Source organism: Microbacterium sp. LMI12-1-1.1 (assembly GCF_040676455.1).
Classification (GTDB): domain Bacteria; phylum Actinomycetota; class Actinomycetes; order Actinomycetales; family Microbacteriaceae; genus Microbacterium.
In genome coordinates, this window is sequence record NZ_JBEGIA010000012.1 from 360,471 (window position 1) to 377,004 (window position 16,534).

The window sequence follows — 16,534 nt, forward strand, 5'->3', positions numbered from 1 at the left end:
TCGCCGGTCCGACGTCACGATCAGCTCCACCTTCCGCGGTCCGTATGGGAACCGTAATGACTGCGATGCATCCCAGCGCCGCGGCACGGATCAGGATGGTGTCATGAAGCGGGCAACGGTGATCGGGACAGTGGTCGGTGCCGTCGTGGTGGCGGGCGTCGCTGCGGCGATCGCCTTCGCGGCAGGCGGCGGTGACGCGGGACTCGCCGGCGTCGGCGGCCCCTCGCCGGCCTCCTCCGTGATGGCAGAGCCCAGCGCTTCTCCGTCACCGGACCGCACGAGCCCGGAGTCGACCGTCGAGCCGCAAGCGGCTGCGACGGACCAGCCGGCACCGGGCGCCTACGTCGACTACAGCGAGGATGCACTGGCTGCAGCGGGCGGCACGAGGGTCCTGTTCTTCCATGCGCCCTGGTGTCCGCAGTGCCGCGCCCTCGAGTCCGACATCCTCGCTGCCGGGGTGCCTGCGGGCGTCACGGTGCTGAAGGTCGACTACGACTCACGACAGGATCTGCGCCAGCAGTACGGCGTCAGAATCCAGACGACGGTGGTGGCGCTCGATGAGGAGGGCAACGGCACCGCCGCATTCGTCGCCTACGACGAGCCGACCCTGGCAGCGGCCCTGTCGGGGCTCGGGCTCGGCGGCTGATGCTCGCGCTGACGGTCGTCTCGTTCGCGGCCGGAGTGCTGACGGTTCTCGCCCCGTGCGTGCTCCCGCTGCTTCCGGTGATCGTCGGGGGCACTGCCGTCCGGACCGGTGCGACAGCGCAGACCGCGGAGCGCGAGTGGTACCGCCCGCTCGTGATCGCGGCATCCCTCGCCATATCCGTCGTGGTGTTCACCCTGCTTCTGAAGGCGACCACTGCCCTTCTGGGGATCCCGGCCTGGGTATGGCAGGCGGCGTCGGGCGTCATCGTCGCCGCCTTCGGGCTCACGATGGTGTTCCCCACCCTCTGGGAGCGGCTGACCGTCGCCGCCGGCTGGCAGGCGGGCGGCGGGCGACTGCTCGATCGGGGCTACCGCCGGGCTGGTCTCGGCGGCGACATCGCCCTGGGTGCTGCCCTCGGTCCGGCTTTCAGCAGCTGCAGCCCCACCTACGCCCTGATCGTCGCCGCGGTGCTGCCGGCCAGCTTCGCCGCCGGCGTCCTCTATGTCTCGGCCTACGCCGCCGGCCTCGCCCTGGCGCTGCTGGGGATCGCTCTGGCCGGGACGGCGCTCGTTCGCCGGCTGGGCTGGCTCGCCGATCCCCATGGCGTGTTCCGTCGCGTGATCGGCGGCCTGCTGGTGGTGGTGGGGGTCGCCGTGGCGCTCGGCTGGGATCGCGTGGTGCAGGCGTGGGTGCTCGAGCAGGGGTGGTACGGCCCGATCGAGAACATCGAGCGGATGCTGCTCGGGTGAGCGAACGGACCCGGCACGGCGAGGCGGAATCAGGCGGCGGTGAGGCGCTCCAGCAGCTCGCGGTAGCGGGCGGTGGTACGTGCCACGATGTCGGCCGGAAGCGCCGGAGGCTCGCCCTCACGCGGCGCGGGCCAGTTCGCCGCGAGCCAGTCGCGCACGATCTGCTTGTCGAAGCTCGCCATGCGCTCCTCGGGAATCGTGCCCGAGGCCCAGGCCGCGGCATCCCAGTACCGTGACGAGTCGCTGGTGAGCACCTCGTCGGCGAGGGTCATCACGCCGTTCTCGTCGAGCCCGAACTCGAACTTGGTGTCGGCCAGGATCACGCCGTGCGCCTCGGCCGTCGCGGCAGCGCGGGAGTAGATCTCGAGCGACAGGTCGCGGAGCTCGGCCGCGCGCTCGGCGCCGACGAGCTCGACGGTGCGCTCGAACGAGATGCTCTCGTCGTGCTCGCCCATCGGCGCCTTGAACGCCGGGGTGTAGATGGGCTCGGGCAGCCGGTCGCCGTTCGACAGCCCGCCGGGCAGCTCGATGCCGCACACGGTGCCGCTCTCGCGGTACTCCGCCCAGCCCGACCCGGTGAGGTAGCCCCGGACCACGCACTCGATCGGCTGCATGTCGAGGCTCTTCACGACCATCGAACGACCGGTGACGGCATCCGGGATCAGGCTCTTCAGGTCGTCGGCGGTGTTCGCCTCACCGTCCGCGCCGCGCGTGAGGGTGTGCGACGCGGCGAGGTGGTTCGGGATGCCGCGCCCGCCGTCGGCACCCGCGAGCTGGTCGAACCACCACAGGCTGAGGGTGGTGAGAAGCTCCCCCTTGCCCGGGATGCCGGGCGAGAGCACGTGGTCGAACGCGCTGACGCGGTCGCTGGCCACGACGAGCAGGCGCTCGGGCTGCGCCCCCTCCGCCGTGTCTTCCGGAACGTAGAGGTCGCGCACCTTGCCCGAGTACGCGTGGCGCCAGCCGGGGAGCTCGGTCGTGGGGGTGGGGGTAGCCGTCACCCGTCCATTATCCCGGGTGGGTGCGGCGGGTGCGGGTCGGCGTCGTGAACGCCGGCAAGAGGGTCAGGGGGTGATCGCGTCGACGTGCGCGAACGCCTCGCCGACGAGCGGAGCCCAGCGCTCCGCGGCATCCGTCCCCACCGTCGCCCACTCGCGCATCGGCCGACCGCGCATGACCGCGGGCTGCGCCTCGTTCGCCTCCGCCAGCTCGCCGATCCGGCTCTCGGGCAGCTTGACCATCAGCTCACCCGCGAACGTCACGAAGGCGAACACCTTGCCGCGGACGTTCAAGCCCTCCGAGCCGAACATCGCTCCGAGGGCGACATCGGGCCGCGATGTCCACTCCGCCACGATCGGGTCGAAGATCGCGTAGGCCTCGGGGAACTTCTCACGGCGCACGACGGCCTTGTCTGCCATGCCCTCACCGTACGACCCGCCGCCGACACCGCGCCAGGGAAGCGGCATCCGGGTGGTGCTCGTCTTCACATCCCGCGGAGGCGATCGCGCGCGAGGAGGCGTATAGTCCATGTGGACTAATCGACATGGAGGAATGATCGTGACAAATGCCGTCGCCCGCCTCACCCCGCTCGGGGTGGCCGTGCTGGCGCTCCTCGGCGAGGGTGACATGCACCCGTACGAGATGATCCGGCTCATGCACCTCCGCCGCGACGACCGCCTGGTCACCATCACCAACGGCACGGTCTACCACACGGTCGCCCGCTTGGAGCGGGCAGGACTCGTCGCCGAGGTCGGCGTCGACCGCGAGGGCAATCGGCCCGAGCGCACCACCTACACGCAGACGGATGCCGGCGCCGCCGCGGTCCTCGAATGGGTGCGGCGGGAACTGCCTCGCGTGGATCGGCCGGCGGAGTTCCGCGTCGCGCTCGCCGAGGTCCACGACCTCGAGCGCGAGGAGGCGCTCGCGCTGCTGGGAGAGCGCCGCGCGGCGCTCGCCGGCGCCCTCGACTCCCTCAGCGCCGGCCGCCGGCAGGCGCTCGACAAGGGCGTGCCGGAGCAGTACCTCCTCGAGATCGCGCGAGAAGAGGCCCTCCTCCAGGCGGAGCTCGCCTGGATGGACGCGACCCTCCCGCGGATCGCCGATCCCGACTTCGCCTGGGGCCCCGACGCGACCCCGTCGGAACGCTATCTCGCCCAACGAAAGGCAGCACGCCAGTGACCACCCCGAACACCCCGGACGGCCCCCGCGCGGCGGGTGCGTCCTCTGCAACCGCCTCGGCGGCCCACCCGCCCACCGGCGCCTACGCCGCCGGACACAAGCCCCGCAGCCCGTGGCCCGCCCTCTGGGCCCTCGTCATCGGGTTCTTCATGATCCTCGTCGACACGACGATCGTCTCGGTGGCGAACCCGGCCATCAAGGCTGCCCTCGACCCCGACACCAACAACCTCGACAACGTCGTGTGGGTCACCTCGGCGTACCTGCTGGCCTACGCGGTGCCGCTGCTCATCACGGGGCGCCTCGGCGACAGGTTCGGCCCGAAGTACATGTACCTCGGCGGCCTGGCCGTCTTCACCCTGGCCTCGCTCGCCTGCGGACTGTCGCCGACGCTCGGCGCGCTCATCGCCTTCCGGGCCGTGCAGGGTCTGGGCGCGGCTCTCATGACACCGCAGACGATGGCCATCATCACGCGCACCTTCCCGCCGAACCAGCGCGGTGCGGCGATGGGACTGTGGGGTGCGACCTCCGGCGTCGCGATGCTCGTCGGCCCCCTCGCCGGCGGCCTGCTGGTCGACGGGCTCGGCTGGGAGTGGATCTTCTTCATCAACCTTCCGGTCGGTGTCGTCGGCTTCGTGCTCGCGTGGATCCTCGTGCCCAAGCTCGAGACGCACCCCCACAAGTTCGACCTCGTCGGCGTCTTCCTCAGTGCGATCGGGCTCTTCCTCATCGTGTTCGGTCTGCAGGAGGGCGAGACTTACGACTGGGGCGTCATCTGGGGCCCGATCACCGTGTGGGGCCTCATCATCACCGGCGTGCTGGTGATGGGACTGTTCATCTGGCAGCAGGCGAAGACCAAGAGCGAGGCGCTGGTACCGCTGGAGCTCTTCCGCGACCGCAACTTCTCCGTCGCGAACATCGGCATCTCGACGGTCGGCTTCACCGTCACGAGCATGTCCCTGCCGCTGATGTTCTTCCTGCAGCTGGCGCGCGGCCTCACGCCGACCGAGTCGGCCCTGCTGCTCGTGCCGATGGCGGTCGCGGCCGGCGTGCTGTCGCCGCTCGCGGGCAGATGGCTCGACCGCACCGATCCGCGCGTCCTCCTGGTGCCGGGGCTGCTGCTCGTCGCGGGCTCGCTCGTGCTGTACTCCGTGCTCATGAACCTCGACACCCCCATCTGGGTGTTCCTCATCCCGTCGTTGCTGATGGGCGTCGGAAACGCCGGCATGTGGGGGCCGCTCGCGACCACCGCCACGCGCAACCTCGCTCCGCGGCAGGCGGGCGCCGGTGCCGGCATCTACAACACGATGCGCACCATCGGCTCGGTCCTGGGTTCGGCCGCGATCGCGGTGTTCATGCAGAGCCGCATCGAGGCGAACCTCCCCGGCGCCGCCGACGCGCCCGGCGGCAGCTTCGGCTCGGGAGCGCTGCCGGAGCTCGTCGCAGAGCCGTTCGCGACGGCGATGGCGCAGTCCGTGCTGCTGTCCGCAGCGGTGATGCTGATCGGCGTGGTCGCCGTGCTGTTCCTGCGCCGGCCGAAGGCGACGTCGACCGAGGACTGGCAGGCCGCGAACGCGGCGGTCGCCGCCGACTGACTCGCGGGGCGAAGAGACGAGGGGACCGCTCGCGAGGCGAGTGGCCCCTCGCGTCAATCCGGGTCGGAGGGGTCGATCGGCGCGTGGTGGTCGAATCCGGCCGTTCCGCGCTTCCAGTAGCCGCTCAGCGCGACCTGTTCCGCCGGCAGCGCGAGCGTGCGGCGCAGGTGGCGGCGAAGAGGGACGAGGGCGGATGCCTCACCCGCCGCGAACACGAAGGTCGAGGCATCCACGCCCACCGCGTCGACGGCGGCGACGACGGCGTCGGGGTCGCCGCCCGCGTCGAGGTGATGCGCCCGGACGTCGGTGCGGCCCGACGTCTCGGAGACGTACCCGGCGACCCACGACCCGTCGTCGGCGGTGAGCGCGATGAGGTCGACCGATGTGTCGGCGGGCACCTCGGCGGCCCAGCGCGTGGCCGACGGGAGCGCGGTCTCATCCACGACGAGCACGAGGCGCGCCGCGCCCTGGGGAGCCGCCTTCGAGCCGCGCGGGCCGACGATGACGAGCTCGTCGCCGCGGCGCGCGCCGCTCGCGAAGCGGGAGGCCGGTCCGGGCGAGGGGTGCAGGTAGAAGTCGAGATCGACGGCGACCTCGCCGTCGATCGTGGTCACGCGCAGCGGAGTGAAGTCACGTGCGTGGGTGGGCGCGTCCGGTCGCACGATGCCGTCCTCGCCCGGGCCGACCGCGGTCGGTGCGACCAGGTCGCCGGTCTCGGGGTCGGGGAAGAACACGCGCACATGGTCCGCCGGACCGCCGCTGGTGAAGTCCGTGAAGTCGGGGCCGGTGACCCGCACGCGCAGCAGCACCGGGGCGACCTGCTCGACCGAGACGACGTGCGCACGGCGGGCGGTGAAGCGGTTGCGGCCGCCGGCGCGGAAGAACGGGGAGGCCGGCACGGCGCCCGGCGTGCTCGCCGCGGTCTCTGCCGACGGCGTCGGGATCGGGGCATCCGTCATATCGGTCTCCTCACGGTCGCGGTCGAGGTCCGCCGTCCCAGCCAACCACGTGACGGGCGGGGTGGGCGCAGATCGCGTCGCTGCGGAGCACGGAACTCCGCCTTGCGCAGTCGCGTCGGCTTTGTCAACCCATTGGTGAGCGCGCGGCCGGGGGCCAGGATCAGACCATGACCGGACTCGCAGTGATCCTGCTCATCGTCGGAATCGTCCTGCTGCTGCTGGGCGTGTTCATCGAGGCGGCGAAGTTCCTGCTGTGGATCGGCCTCGTGATCATCATCATCGCGGTGATCGCCTGGCTGATGCGCTTCATCCGCCGCCAGACGTGACCCCGCCTGTGAACTCGCCCGGGCACTGCCGCAGCGCCTGACATCGGCGTAGCCTGACCGATACGGACGTCCCGGACCCCGACACCCGCGGACCGCACACCTGTGCGGCCGGAGGATCGGGGACGAGCACATGACCGACCAGCTCACCGGCGGCGTCCGCGCCACGGTGGCCCGAACGCCCCGGGCGGGCAACGACTTCACCGACCTCGCGAAGATCATCGGCACCAGCGGTCTGATGCGCCGCCGCTACGGGTACTACTGGACCAAGCTCATCGGCGCGGTGGTGGTGCTCGCCGCAGCCCTGGTCGCCTTCTTCCTGATCGGCGACACCTGGTGGCAGCTCTTCACGGCGGCAGGTTTCGCGATTCTGTTCACGCAGATCGCCATGCTCGGGCACGACGCCGCGCACCGGCAGATCTTCGTCTCGGGGCGGTGGAACGACTGGACGTCGATGGTGCTGGGCAACCTCCTGGTCGGGATGAGCTACGGCTGGTGGCAGCACAAGCACACGCGCCATCATGCGAACCCGAACAAGATCGGCTCCGATCCCGACATCGAACTGCCCGTCGTGTCGTTCACCCCCGATCAGGTGGAGCAGCGCGCAAAGCAGTACGGCCCCGCACTGGCGTGGGTCATGGCCCACCAGGGGATGTTCTTCTTCCCGATCCTCCTGCTCGAGGGCCTGTCGCTGCATGCCTCGAGCGTGCGCCGTGTCGTCGCGCGTGAGCCGCTGCGCCGGCGCAGCGTAGAGATCGTCTTCCTCGCCCTGCGCATCGGCGGCTATCTCGCGCTGGTGTTCCTCGTGCTGTCGCCCGGCATCGCCGCCGTCTTCCTGGCGGTGCAGCTCGGCCTCTTCGGCGTCTACATGGGCATGGCCTTCGCGCCCAACCACAAGGGGATGCCGCTCGTGCCGGCCGCGGTGAAGGTCGACTTCCTGCGCCGGCAGGTGCTGATGAGCCGCAACGTCCGGGGCAGCCGATTCCTCGACGTCGCGATGGGCGGGCTGAACTACCAGATCGAGCACCACCTGTTCCCATCGATGCCCCGTCCTCACCTGAGGAAGGCCTCCGGCACCATCAGGGACTACTGCGTCGCCCATGACGTGCGGTACACCGAAACGGGGCTCTGGGAGTCGTACCGGATCGTCACGCGCTACATCAACCGGGTCGGGCTCGGCGAGCGCGACCCGTTCGAATGCCCCCTGCTGCAGCAACGGCAGGCGGTCTGACGCCGGGGGAAGGCGTGAGGTCGGGGGTCGTCCGCGACCTGTCCTGGGGGGCAGGTCGCGGACGGCGGGTCCTCCCGCGCGCCTGTGAGTCGCGAGACCGGGTCAGCGTCCGCCCATGGCGTCTTCGGGCATCGGGTCGTCAGCGCCGTGGACGGCCGCGCTCGTGGGCCCAGATCGCGAGCTCGACGCGATTGCGGGCGCCGAGCTTGGTCATGATGCTCGCGAGGTGCGTCTTCACCGTGCTGAGCGAGACATGCAGCTCGTCGCCGATCTCGCTGTTGCCGAGCCCGCGGGCGACGCCGGCAAGCACGGCTTCCTCTCGCTCGGTGAGCGGACTCGACGGCGGAGTCGGCGGCTCGGGCGCCGCGCCGGCGAAAGCCTCGATGAGCCGCACCGTGACGTTCGGATCGATGAGCGCGTCGCCGCGGGCCGCCGCGCGCACCGCCTCGGCGAGCAGCACCGCCCCCGCATCCTTGAGGAGGAATCCGCGCGCACCCGACCGCAGCGCCTCGTAGACGTACTCGTCGAGGTCGAAGGTCGTGATGACGACGACGGGGATCGGGTCCGCGACGTCCGGTCCGGCAAGGGCGCGGGTCGCCGCGAGCCCGTCCATCACCGGCATGCGGATGTCGAGCAGGCACACGTCGGGCCGGAGTATCCCCGCCAGCGCGACCGCCGCGGCGCCGTCCGTGGCCTCGCCGACCACCTCGATGTCGGGCTGCGCGTCGAGGATCATGCGCAGGCCCGTCCGCACGAGATCCTGGTCGTCGGCGACCAGCACTCGCACGCTCATGCCGTCCATCCTGCCCGGGGGAGCGTCGCCGCGACGATCCACCCGCCACCGGGTGCCGGCCCGGAGTCGCACGTCCCGCCGAGCAGCGCTGCGCGCTCGCGCATCCCGGTGATCCCGTAGCCGGGAGACGGAGCGGATGCTGCGCCCGCACCGTCGTCACGGACCTCGAGTCGCACTCCATCGGCGTCGACGTCGACACCCACGTCGATGCGGGTCACATCCCGCGCGTGACGGCGGGCGTTCGTGACCGCCTCCTGCGCGATCCGGAACACCGAGGCCGCGACCGTCGGCGGCACGCTCTCGAGGTCGCCGCCGAGCCTCACGGCGACGGCCGGGGCCGCCGCATCCATCCGCTCGAGAGCACGGATCCCGGCGAGGCCAGGAGTCGGCGCGAGCGCGTCGTCGGGCGCACGCAGCACGCCCACCATGGCGCGCATCTCGCGGAGCGTCCGCGTCGCCTCGGCCTCGATGGCGTGCAGCACCTGCACGGTCGCACTCGGGTCGGTGGCGGCCACGGCGGTGCCGGCCTGCGCCTGGATCGCGATCGCCGACACATGGTGTGCGACGGTGTCGTGCAGGTCGCGGGCGAGCTGCTCGCGCTCGAGGAGTCGCACCTGCTCGAGCTCGCGCGTGCGTGCCCTCCGCCGCCAGCGTGCGGCCAGACCCAGCGTGCTCGTCGTCACCGCGACGGCCACGCCGCCGATGATGTCGGCGACATCGGGCGGGCTCGCGACGAAGGTGAGCAGCATCCCGATCACCACCAGTGCGCCGCCCGCGACCATCGCGCGTCCGGAGCCCCACCGGAACACCGCGTAGAGAAGGATCAGGAAGTACGCCGTCGTGTACAGCTGCGGGTCGCCGGCTGTCGCCAGGCCCACTGTCGTGCCCACAGCGAACGCGATCCCCAGCACCGTGAAGGGGCGCGACCGGCGCCACAGCAGCGTGGGTGCGAGCGCGGCGAGCACCACTGCCCACAGCCAGCGCCACGGCACGTCGGTGCGGACGGATGCCTCGACCACCGCGAGCAGCGGGATCGCGACGACGAGCACCCAGTCGCGCCAGACCCGCCGGGGCGGCGCCGGAACCGCCGCGGGCGCGTCCCAGAGCGCGCGGACCGGGCTCGTCATGCCCTCATGATAGGCGGGCAGTGGTCGCCGCCATCGGTCCGGCCGTGCGCCGACGGACCGTCCGCGCCCGTCGCCCGATGACGATCTCGGCGACGACGAGATTGATCACCCAGCCCGCCGTCATCAGCAGCGTGTGCGTGAGCGGCGCGGGCGTGCCGATGAGAAGCGTGAACGGGAGGAACACCAGGACCTGTGTGCCTGCGCCGAGACCGATTGCATAGGCGCGGGTCATCCACGCGCTGTGGCTGCGGACGTCGCCGCGCCGGATCGCAGCGAACGCCACGACGATGGCCGCCGCCATCCCCGTGCCGAGCGCGATCCGTACCCCGGCGAGCCCCGGACCGGTGACGGAAGCCGGCATGTCGTAGAACAGCGTCATCCACAGCGCCGACAGGGCCGAGACCAGTCCCGCCGGCGCGACGATGCGTCCGGCGATGCGGTGCCAGCGCCGCCGGCGCAACGACGGCGCGAACTGCAACGCGCCGAGCACGAGGAAGACGCTCGAGCCGATGATGTGCGCCACCACGGGGATGGGCGAGTCGAAGAACCGGGCGTTCTCTGCGGTGACCGTCGCTCCGGTCGTGAGCTGGGTCAGGCGGGCCGAGCCGGCGACGATCGGGACGAGGCTGAGGGCGATGAGCCCGGCGGGCACAAGCCATTGGGGCCGGGCGCGTCGAGGGCGGGCAGTGACTGTGGTCATGCCGCCATGTTCGCGAGAACGGATGCTGCGCCGCTTCGGCCGACCGGCTCGAAAGGCCTCGTCCGATCGGCCGACCCGGCAACGCGAGGGGCCACCGATCACGCAAGCCCTGGCTACCGTCCGCTCACGCTCCTTCGGCCGCGATCGCGGATCCGGCCGGGCGGTGGCGCCGCCGCGAAACCGCGCCGCGAGCCTCTACTCTCGAACTCAGGCATGGGAAACGACGAGGGGAAGTCCGTGACCGGTTCCGGCGAGACGAACACATGGAAGCGCTTCTGGGAGCGGGGCGGATGGTGGCGAGCACTCATCCTGGTCGTGGGGTACTTCGTGCTCTACCAGGGGGCAGCGCTGGCCCTGGGGCCGATCGCACCGTCGATCGGCGATACCGAGAGCGCCGGCTACGTGCTGTTCTTCTTCGTGCTCCCCATCGTCATCGGCGGCGTGATCCTCATCCTCTTCGGGCTGTCGGTCGGCTGGCTGCGCGAACTCTTCGGCCCGCAGCCGATCCGCGGCCGCGGGTGGATGTGGATCGCTGTCGCGGTCGTGCTGATTTTCAACGTCCTCCGCTTTGCGACCGTCGACTACGCCGAGCTCGACTTCGGCTACGTGGCGGCGTGGCTCCTGGCGGGTCTGTGCATCGGCTTCGCGGAGGAGGTCCTGACCCGCGGCTACGTCGTCAATCTGATGCGCAAGGCCGGGCACCCCGAGATCGCGGTCGCCCTGGTGTCGGCGGCCCTGTTCTCCGCGCTGCACGCCAGCAACCTGCTCTTGGGGCAGTCGCCCTTCGCCACGCTGCTACAGCTGCTCTACACGTTCGCGTTCGGCATCTGCATGTACCTCGCACTCCGCGTGACGGGCAACCTGATCTGGCCGATCCTGCTGCACGCCAGCACCGACCCGAGCATCTTCCTGCAGGCCGCGCATCCGGCCGATGGCACGCTCGCGACGATCGCCGGGTTCGGCAACATCCCCGTCATCCTCGTCGGGCTGCTCGCGATCATCTTCATCCGCGGTCGCGTGGACGCGACGCGTGGTGCGGCCGACGCACTCTCCGCCGATCCGGTGCGGTGACCCCGAGCGTCCAGGGTGTCGTCGCGGGTCAGAGCCCTTCGGCGACCCGGGCGGCGATGTCGGTGCGGTGCTGGCCTCCGTCGAGCCGGATCTCGCCGAGCGCCCGGTAGACGCGCTCGCGGGCCTCGGCGAAGGTCGTCCCGACGCCGACGACGTTGAGCACGCGGCCGCCGGTGGCCACGAGCCCGCCGTCGGTCTCGGCCGTGGCCGCGTGGGCGAGGTGCACACCGGGCACCGCCTCCGCGTCGCGCAGGCCCGACAGGGCCCGGCCCGTCACCGGCGCGGTCGGGTAGCCCTCGCTCGCGAGCACCACGGTCACGGCGACGTCGGTGGAGAACGCGGGGACGGGAAGGTCTTCCAGATGACCGGATGCCGCGGCCAGCAGCAGCTCCGACAGCGGATCCACGAGCCGGGGAAGCACGACCTGCGTCTCGGGGTCGCCGAAGCGGGCGTTGAACTCGATGACCTTCACTCCGTCGTCGGTCAGGATGAGGCCGGCGTAGAGCAGTCCGATGAACGGCGTGCCCTCGGCATCCAGCTGACGGATGACGGGCTCGGCGACGTCGCGCGTGACGAGTTCGACGAACTCGCGCTCACTGCCGAATCGGCCGTCGAGCCACGGCAACGGCGAGTACGCGCCCATGCCGCCAGTGTTGGGGCCTTCATCGCCGTCGAGCAGGCGCTTGTAGTCCTGGGCGGGGCTGAGCGGCAGCACGTGGTCGCCGTCGCTGAGGAAGAAGAGCGACACCTCGGGGCCGGCCAGGAACTCCTCGATGAGGACCGGGCCGGACGGCAGGTACTCGTCGGCGTGGGCAAGGGCCGCTGCCCGGTCGGACGTGACGATGACGCCCTTGCCGGCGGCGAGCCCGTCGGCCTTGACGACGTGCGGGGCGCCGAGCTCGTCGAACGCGGCCTCGACTTCGGCGCGGCTGGCGGCGCGCTTCGCTCGGCCGGTGGGCACACCCGCGGCGTCCATGATGCGCTTGGCGAACGCCTTCGATCCCTCCAGCTGCGCGGCCGCCTTGCCAGGCCCGAAGACCGGGATGCCGTGCTCACGCACCGCATCGGCGACGCCCGCGACCAGCGGCGCCTCAGGGCCGATCACGACGAGGTCGATGTCGTTCTCGTTGGCGAAGACGGTGACGGCTGCGGGATCGTTCACGTCGAGCGCGACGAGCTGTGCGTCCTGTCCGATGCCGGCGTTGCCGGGAGCGGCGAAGATCTCGTGCTCGGTCTCCTCCGACCGCAGCGCCAGGATGATGGCGTGCTCCCGCGCGCCCGAGCCGAGAACCAGGATCTTCACGCGCTCCAGCCTACCGACGCGCCCCGCCGGGTTTCGGGCGGGTGTGGGAGTGGGACGGTTCGTCATCGCGGCCGTCGCTGACGGCTCCGTGTACCCGGCGGCGTACGGTGGAGGCGTGGCCCGCAAGATCTCGACCGACGACGGCCGCACCGCCCTGAGCGCGGTCGCGGCGGCGGCCGCGGCATCCGTCCCGCCCGCCCGCACCGACAACGCGACCGCCGTGCGCTACCTGCTGCAGCTGCTCGCCGAGAAGGCGCCGGGCAACTCGGTCGAGGTGCGTGTGCCGCCGTTCGGCGCGGTGCAGGTCATCGAGGGGCCACGGCATACCCGCGGCACGCCGCCGAACGTCGTCGAGACCGACCCCGCGACCTGGATCGCGCTCGCCACGGGTGCGGAGCAATGGACGGATGCCGCCACCGCCGGCCGCATCAGCGCCTCGGGCACGCGCGCCGACATCTCCGACCTCCTGCCGCTGCGCCCCTGACGTCGCCGACCGGCGCCGCGCTCCCGACGGCCGGCCGTCGCGGCGCGCCGATCGCGCCGGCCGTCGCGGCGCGCCGATCGCCGGCCGTCGCGGCGCCGCGATCGCCGAGACCCCAGCGGACGGACGAGACCCTGGGTGAACCCCACGGTCTCGTCCGTCCACTGGGGTCTCGCGGAGACGGAGCGCCGAGAGACCGCCGCGGAGGCGCCGGGGGAGCGCCGGGCGGGGCTCAGCGGCGGGGCGTGACCACCGGCGTGCCGGTGCGGGGGTGGGCGAAGACGTCGACGGGCTGCCCGTACACCTCCTCGATGGCTGCGGCGGTCAGCACGTCGGGCGGGGCTCCCGAGGCGACGACCCGCCCTCGCGACAGCAGCGTCACGCGATCGGCCACGCCGAGCGCGGCGTTGAGGTCGTGCAGCACCACGGCGACCGCCGCGCCCTCGTCCGCGCGACCGCGGGCGATCCGCAGCACGTCCTCCTGATGCTTGAGGTCGAGGGCCGCGGTCGGCTCGTCGAGCAGCAGCACGTCGCAGGCCTGCGCGAGCACCCGCGCGAGCGCGGCGCGTGCGCGCTCGCCGCCCGACAGCGACGTGATGCCGCGACCGGCGAGACCGACGAGATCGGTGGCCTCGAGCGCCCGGGCGACCGCGGCGTCATCGTCATCCTCGGCGGGCGTGCGCGCCCACGGCGCCCGTCCCATCCGCACCACCTGCTCCACCGTGAAGGGGAACGACACCGCGTTCTGCTGCAGCAGCACCGCCCGCCGCCGCGCCAGCATGCGGGGAGGGATGCCGCCGAGCGGCGCACCGTCGAGGCTCACGCCGCCGGCATCCGGCGTGATGTCGCCGGCGAGCACGCCGAACAGCGTCGACTTGCCCGCGCCGTTCGGCCCGACCAGAGCGTGGAGCTCGCCCGCGCGGACGTCGATCGCGGCATCCGCCAGCACCGGTCCCGGCGCTCCCGCCGGGGTCACGGTCACTCCTTGGGCGGCGAGTCGCACGGCGCCGGGCACGAGTGCCGCCCGCGAGTCCGATCCGCCCCCTCGACTCTCGGGCATCGGCTCGAGAGCGTGCCTGGTCGGTGCAGCGAGATCGTCCGTCCCGGTCATCCCCAGCCTCCCGCCCGTCGACGCGTCCGCAGCAGCAGCCACAGGAAGAACGGCCCGCCCACCAGCGACGTGATCATGCCGATCGGCAGGTCGGCGAGAGGCACGGCGGTGCGGGCGATGAGATCGGCCACGGCGATGAGGAGCGCTCCGCCGAGCGCGCTCGAGATCACGAGCGGCAGGTGCGCCGGGCCGATCGCCATGCGCATGAGGTGCGGCACGACGAGCCCCACGAAGCCGATGATCCCGGCGAAAGCCACCGCCGCGCAGACCAGCAGCGCGACCATCACGATCACCGTGACGCGCAGCAATTCGACCCGCACACCGAGATGGCGGGCGGTGCGCTCGCCGAGGGCGAAGAGGTCCAGGCGGCGCGCGACGGCGACGGCCGCCGCGACGCCGATCGCGACCAGCGGCGCGACGAGCGCGATGTTCTGCCACAGCGCGCCGTTGAGGCTGCCGAGCTGCCAGAACACGATCTGCTCGCGGGTCGCGGTCGTGCCGAGGAATGTGAGGAACGCGAGGCCGGCGCCCGCGATCGCGTTGATCGCGATGCCGGTGAGCAGCAGCGTGACGACCTCGGTACGTCCGCCGGACCGACTGATCAGATAGACCGAGAACACCGCGACGAGCCCGCCGGCGAAGGCGAAGGCCGGGGTCGTCCACATGCCGAACACGGCGAGCCCGAAGGTGAGGCTCGCGGCCGCGCCGAACGCGGCGCCCGATGAGACGCCGACGACGGCCGCGTCGGCGAGCGGGTTGCCGAAGATGGCCTGCATCAGCACCCCCGACACCGCGAGGGCGGCGCCGACGAGCAGCCCCAGCACGATGCGGGGGAGCCGGATGTCGAGGATCACGCCGGCCGCCATCGGTGCGTCGGGCGCCCAGGGCGCGCCGAGGCCGAGGGCTTGCAGCAGCACGCCCGCCACCTGGGCCGGTGTCAGCCAGTACTGGCCGAGGCCGAGCGACACGATCACGACGATCGCGATCCCCGCCGAGAGCCCGGCGACCACGATGGCGAACCTTCGGCCGCGATGTGTCGTGGGCACCCCGGTGACGACCTCGGCCGTCGCGATGTCGGCCGTCACGAAGCGGGTTCTTCGGTCGGCGTCGCGGCGGGCGCCGATGCCGGGGCGTAGACCGCTCGCGCCAGGGCGCGGATGACGTCGGCGGTGCGCGGCCCGAAGCTCAGGATCTCGGCATCCGCCATGTCGACCACTCGGCGGTTCGCTCCGGCAGGCGTCTGCTGCAGCGCAGGGATGCGCTCGAGCAGACCGTCGACCCCGCCGACCGAGGCGAGACCGTCGGTCATCATCACCAGCACGTCCGGCTGCGCCGCGACGAGCGCCTCGGCGGTCATCGGCTTCATGCCCTCCCAGCCGATCTCGCCTGCGACGTCGACGCCGCCGACCGCCTCGATGAGGGAGTCCGCCCCGGAGTCCCGGCCGAAGATGTAGTACACGTTCGCGCTGCCCCGCACGTAGAGGAACAGCATGCGCGGACGATCGGATGCCGCCACCGGCGCGACTGCGCCGACCTCCGCCACCGCGGCTGCGACGTCAGCGTCGAGCCGATCCGCGAGCGCGTCGCCCCGGTCGGGGACGCCCAGCGCACCAGCGATCTCCGAAACGAGGTCGGACACCGTGTCGGCGCGCCGCTCGCTCGAGACCACCACGACGGCGATGCCGGCATCGCGGAGCTGCTGGCGCACCTCCTTCGGACCGATGGACGTGTCGGTCAGCATCACGGTCGGAGCCAGCTCGAGGATGGCCTCCGCGTTGAGGGTGTGCCCCGACTTCGTCACCACCGGAAGGTCCTCGGTGCCGTCGAACGACGTCGACGAGTCGCGCCCGACTACGGCATCTCCGAGTCCGAGCCCGAACACCGTCGCCGCGATCGTGCCCGAGATGTCGACGGGCAGGATGCGGCTGACATCGGTGATCTCGACGTCTCGCCCCTCGGCATCCGTCACCGTCACCGGCAGTTCGGGCGCCCCGTCGGCGGCGACCGCCTCGATCGCGTGCGAGGCCAGGCACGCCGTCGAGGGACCGGTCGCGGCGCGCGGATCGTCTACGAGGGTGAGCGATGCCAAGGGCTCGGCGGCCGCAGGGCAGTCCGTATCGGTGGCGTCGGCCGCGGTGGCGATCGCGGCACAGCCCGACAGGATGACGGCGGCGACGAGCAGGCCGACGCCGCTCGCCAGGCGCGTCGAAGACCGTCGAGCGGGGGAGATACGAAACATTAGGTGAGCCTTACCTTAGGCTTGACGTCGG

General features: G+C 71.9%; 18 protein-coding genes. 8 read left to right on the forward strand and 10 right to left on the reverse strand.

Translation table 11 applies throughout. From position 1 onward, the window contains the following. Positions 1-103: 103 nt before the first annotated feature. Positions 104-646: a thioredoxin family protein gene (locus tag MRBLMI12_RS10320; protein WP_363356335.1), complete on the forward strand. Its 543-nt coding sequence runs from the start codon at positions 104-106 to the stop codon at positions 644-646. Further along, positions 646-1,395 carry a cytochrome c biogenesis CcdA family protein gene (locus MRBLMI12_RS10325; protein WP_363356337.1) on the forward strand — a complete coding sequence of 250 codons (750 nt, stop codon included), beginning with the start codon at positions 646-648 and terminating at the stop codon, positions 1,393-1,395. The genes MRBLMI12_RS10320 and MRBLMI12_RS10325 overlap by 1 nt, the downstream gene beginning before the upstream one ends. A 29-nt stretch (positions 1,396-1,424) precedes the next feature. Here the strand turns inward: MRBLMI12_RS10325 and MRBLMI12_RS10330 are convergent, their stop codons facing one another. Both MRBLMI12_RS10330 and MRBLMI12_RS10335 read right to left on the reverse strand, forming a co-directional pair. Next, a complete protein-coding gene (locus tag MRBLMI12_RS10330) occupies positions 1,425-2,396 on the reverse strand; it encodes a phosphoribosylaminoimidazolesuccinocarboxamide synthase (protein ID WP_363356339.1) in 972 nt (323 codons plus the stop codon). Positions 2,397-2,459: 63 nt separating this feature from the next. Further along, on the reverse strand, positions 2,460-2,813 hold the full coding sequence (locus tag MRBLMI12_RS10335) for a hypothetical protein (RefSeq protein ID WP_363356341.1): 354 nt from the start codon (positions 2,811-2,813) through the stop codon (positions 2,460-2,462). A gap of 133 nt (positions 2,814-2,946) precedes the next feature. Here MRBLMI12_RS10335 and MRBLMI12_RS10340 point away from each other — a divergent pair, with 133 nt between their 5' ends. Then, positions 2,947-3,573, forward strand: coding sequence for a PadR family transcriptional regulator (locus tag MRBLMI12_RS10340; RefSeq protein WP_363356343.1), 627 nt, complete (start codon positions 2,947-2,949; stop codon positions 3,571-3,573). A gap of 149 nt (positions 3,574-3,722) precedes the next feature. Next, positions 3,723-5,165, forward strand: a complete 1,443-nt coding sequence (locus MRBLMI12_RS10345) for a DHA2 family efflux MFS transporter permease subunit (RefSeq protein WP_363357040.1) — start codon at positions 3,723-3,725, stop codon at positions 5,163-5,165. 53 nt (positions 5,166-5,218) lie between these two features. Here MRBLMI12_RS10345 and MRBLMI12_RS10350 read toward each other — a convergent pair whose 3' ends face one another. Beyond that, the gene (locus tag MRBLMI12_RS10350) at positions 5,219-6,124 is read right to left on the reverse strand and encodes a siderophore-interacting protein (RefSeq protein ID WP_363356345.1); all 906 of its coding nucleotides are present in this window, start codon (positions 6,122-6,124) and stop codon (positions 5,219-5,221) included. Between the two features lie 167 nt (positions 6,125-6,291). Here MRBLMI12_RS10350 and MRBLMI12_RS10355 point away from each other — a divergent pair, with 167 nt between their 5' ends. Further along, positions 6,292-6,450, forward strand: a complete 159-nt coding sequence (locus tag MRBLMI12_RS10355) for a hypothetical protein (protein ID WP_308866175.1) — start codon at positions 6,292-6,294, stop codon at positions 6,448-6,450. A gap of 130 nt (positions 6,451-6,580) precedes the next feature. Further along, positions 6,581-7,678 (forward strand): fatty acid desaturase family protein, encoded by a 1,098-nt coding sequence (locus MRBLMI12_RS10360; RefSeq protein ID WP_363356347.1) that lies wholly within the window; start codon positions 6,581-6,583, stop codon positions 7,676-7,678. 139 nt (positions 7,679-7,817) lie between these two features. Here the strand turns inward: MRBLMI12_RS10360 and MRBLMI12_RS10365 are convergent, their stop codons facing one another. The 3 genes from MRBLMI12_RS10365 to MRBLMI12_RS10375 are packed head-to-tail and all read right to left on the reverse strand — an operon-like array spanning position 7,818 to position 10,298. Continuing rightward, on the reverse strand, positions 7,818-8,471 hold the full coding sequence (locus MRBLMI12_RS10365; protein WP_363356349.1) for a response regulator transcription factor: 654 nt from the start codon (positions 8,469-8,471) through the stop codon (positions 7,818-7,820). Then, complete coding sequence (locus tag MRBLMI12_RS10370) at positions 8,468-9,598, reverse strand: sensor histidine kinase (RefSeq protein ID WP_363356351.1); 1,131 nt, start codon at positions 9,596-9,598, stop codon at positions 8,468-8,470. The genes MRBLMI12_RS10365 and MRBLMI12_RS10370 overlap by 4 nt, the downstream gene beginning before the upstream one ends. A gap of 4 nt (positions 9,599-9,602) precedes the next feature. Next, on the reverse strand, positions 9,603-10,298 hold the full coding sequence (locus MRBLMI12_RS10375; RefSeq protein ID WP_363356353.1) for a DUF2306 domain-containing protein: 696 nt from the start codon (positions 10,296-10,298) through the stop codon (positions 9,603-9,605). Positions 10,299-10,535: 237 nt separating this feature from the next. Here MRBLMI12_RS10375 and MRBLMI12_RS10380 point away from each other — a divergent pair, with 237 nt between their 5' ends. Next, a complete protein-coding gene (locus tag MRBLMI12_RS10380) occupies positions 10,536-11,369 on the forward strand; it encodes a CPBP family intramembrane glutamic endopeptidase (protein ID WP_363356355.1) in 834 nt (277 codons plus the stop codon). A gap of 28 nt (positions 11,370-11,397) precedes the next feature. Here the strand turns inward: MRBLMI12_RS10380 and purD are convergent, their stop codons facing one another. Then, positions 11,398-12,672: a phosphoribosylamine--glycine ligase gene (purD, locus tag MRBLMI12_RS10385; RefSeq protein WP_363356357.1), complete on the reverse strand. Its 1,275-nt coding sequence runs from the start codon at positions 12,670-12,672 to the stop codon at positions 11,398-11,400. Positions 12,673-12,787: 115 nt separating this feature from the next. On the opposite strand from purD, the gene MRBLMI12_RS10390 reads away from it, so the two are divergent. Beyond that, on the forward strand, positions 12,788-13,156 hold the full coding sequence (locus MRBLMI12_RS10390) for a sterol carrier family protein (RefSeq protein ID WP_349429063.1): 369 nt from the start codon (positions 12,788-12,790) through the stop codon (positions 13,154-13,156). Between the two features lie 229 nt (positions 13,157-13,385). Here MRBLMI12_RS10390 and MRBLMI12_RS10395 read toward each other — a convergent pair whose 3' ends face one another. Genes MRBLMI12_RS10395 through MRBLMI12_RS10405 form a run of 3 tightly spaced genes read right to left on the reverse strand, consistent with a single transcriptional unit; the run spans position 13,386 to position 16,503 of the window. After that, positions 13,386-14,264, reverse strand: coding sequence for a heme ABC transporter ATP-binding protein (locus MRBLMI12_RS10395; protein WP_363356359.1), 879 nt, complete (start codon positions 14,262-14,264; stop codon positions 13,386-13,388). Then, a complete protein-coding gene (locus MRBLMI12_RS10400; RefSeq protein ID WP_414686215.1) occupies positions 14,261-15,349 on the reverse strand; it encodes a FecCD family ABC transporter permease in 1,089 nt (362 codons plus the stop codon). The genes MRBLMI12_RS10395 and MRBLMI12_RS10400 overlap by 4 nt, the downstream gene beginning before the upstream one ends. Beyond that, positions 15,346-16,503, reverse strand: a complete 1,158-nt coding sequence (locus MRBLMI12_RS10405) for a heme/hemin ABC transporter substrate-binding protein (RefSeq protein WP_363356361.1) — start codon at positions 16,501-16,503, stop codon at positions 15,346-15,348. Before MRBLMI12_RS10405 ends, MRBLMI12_RS10400 begins: the two co-directional genes overlap by 4 nt. Between the last annotated feature and the right edge of the window lie 31 nt (positions 16,504-16,534).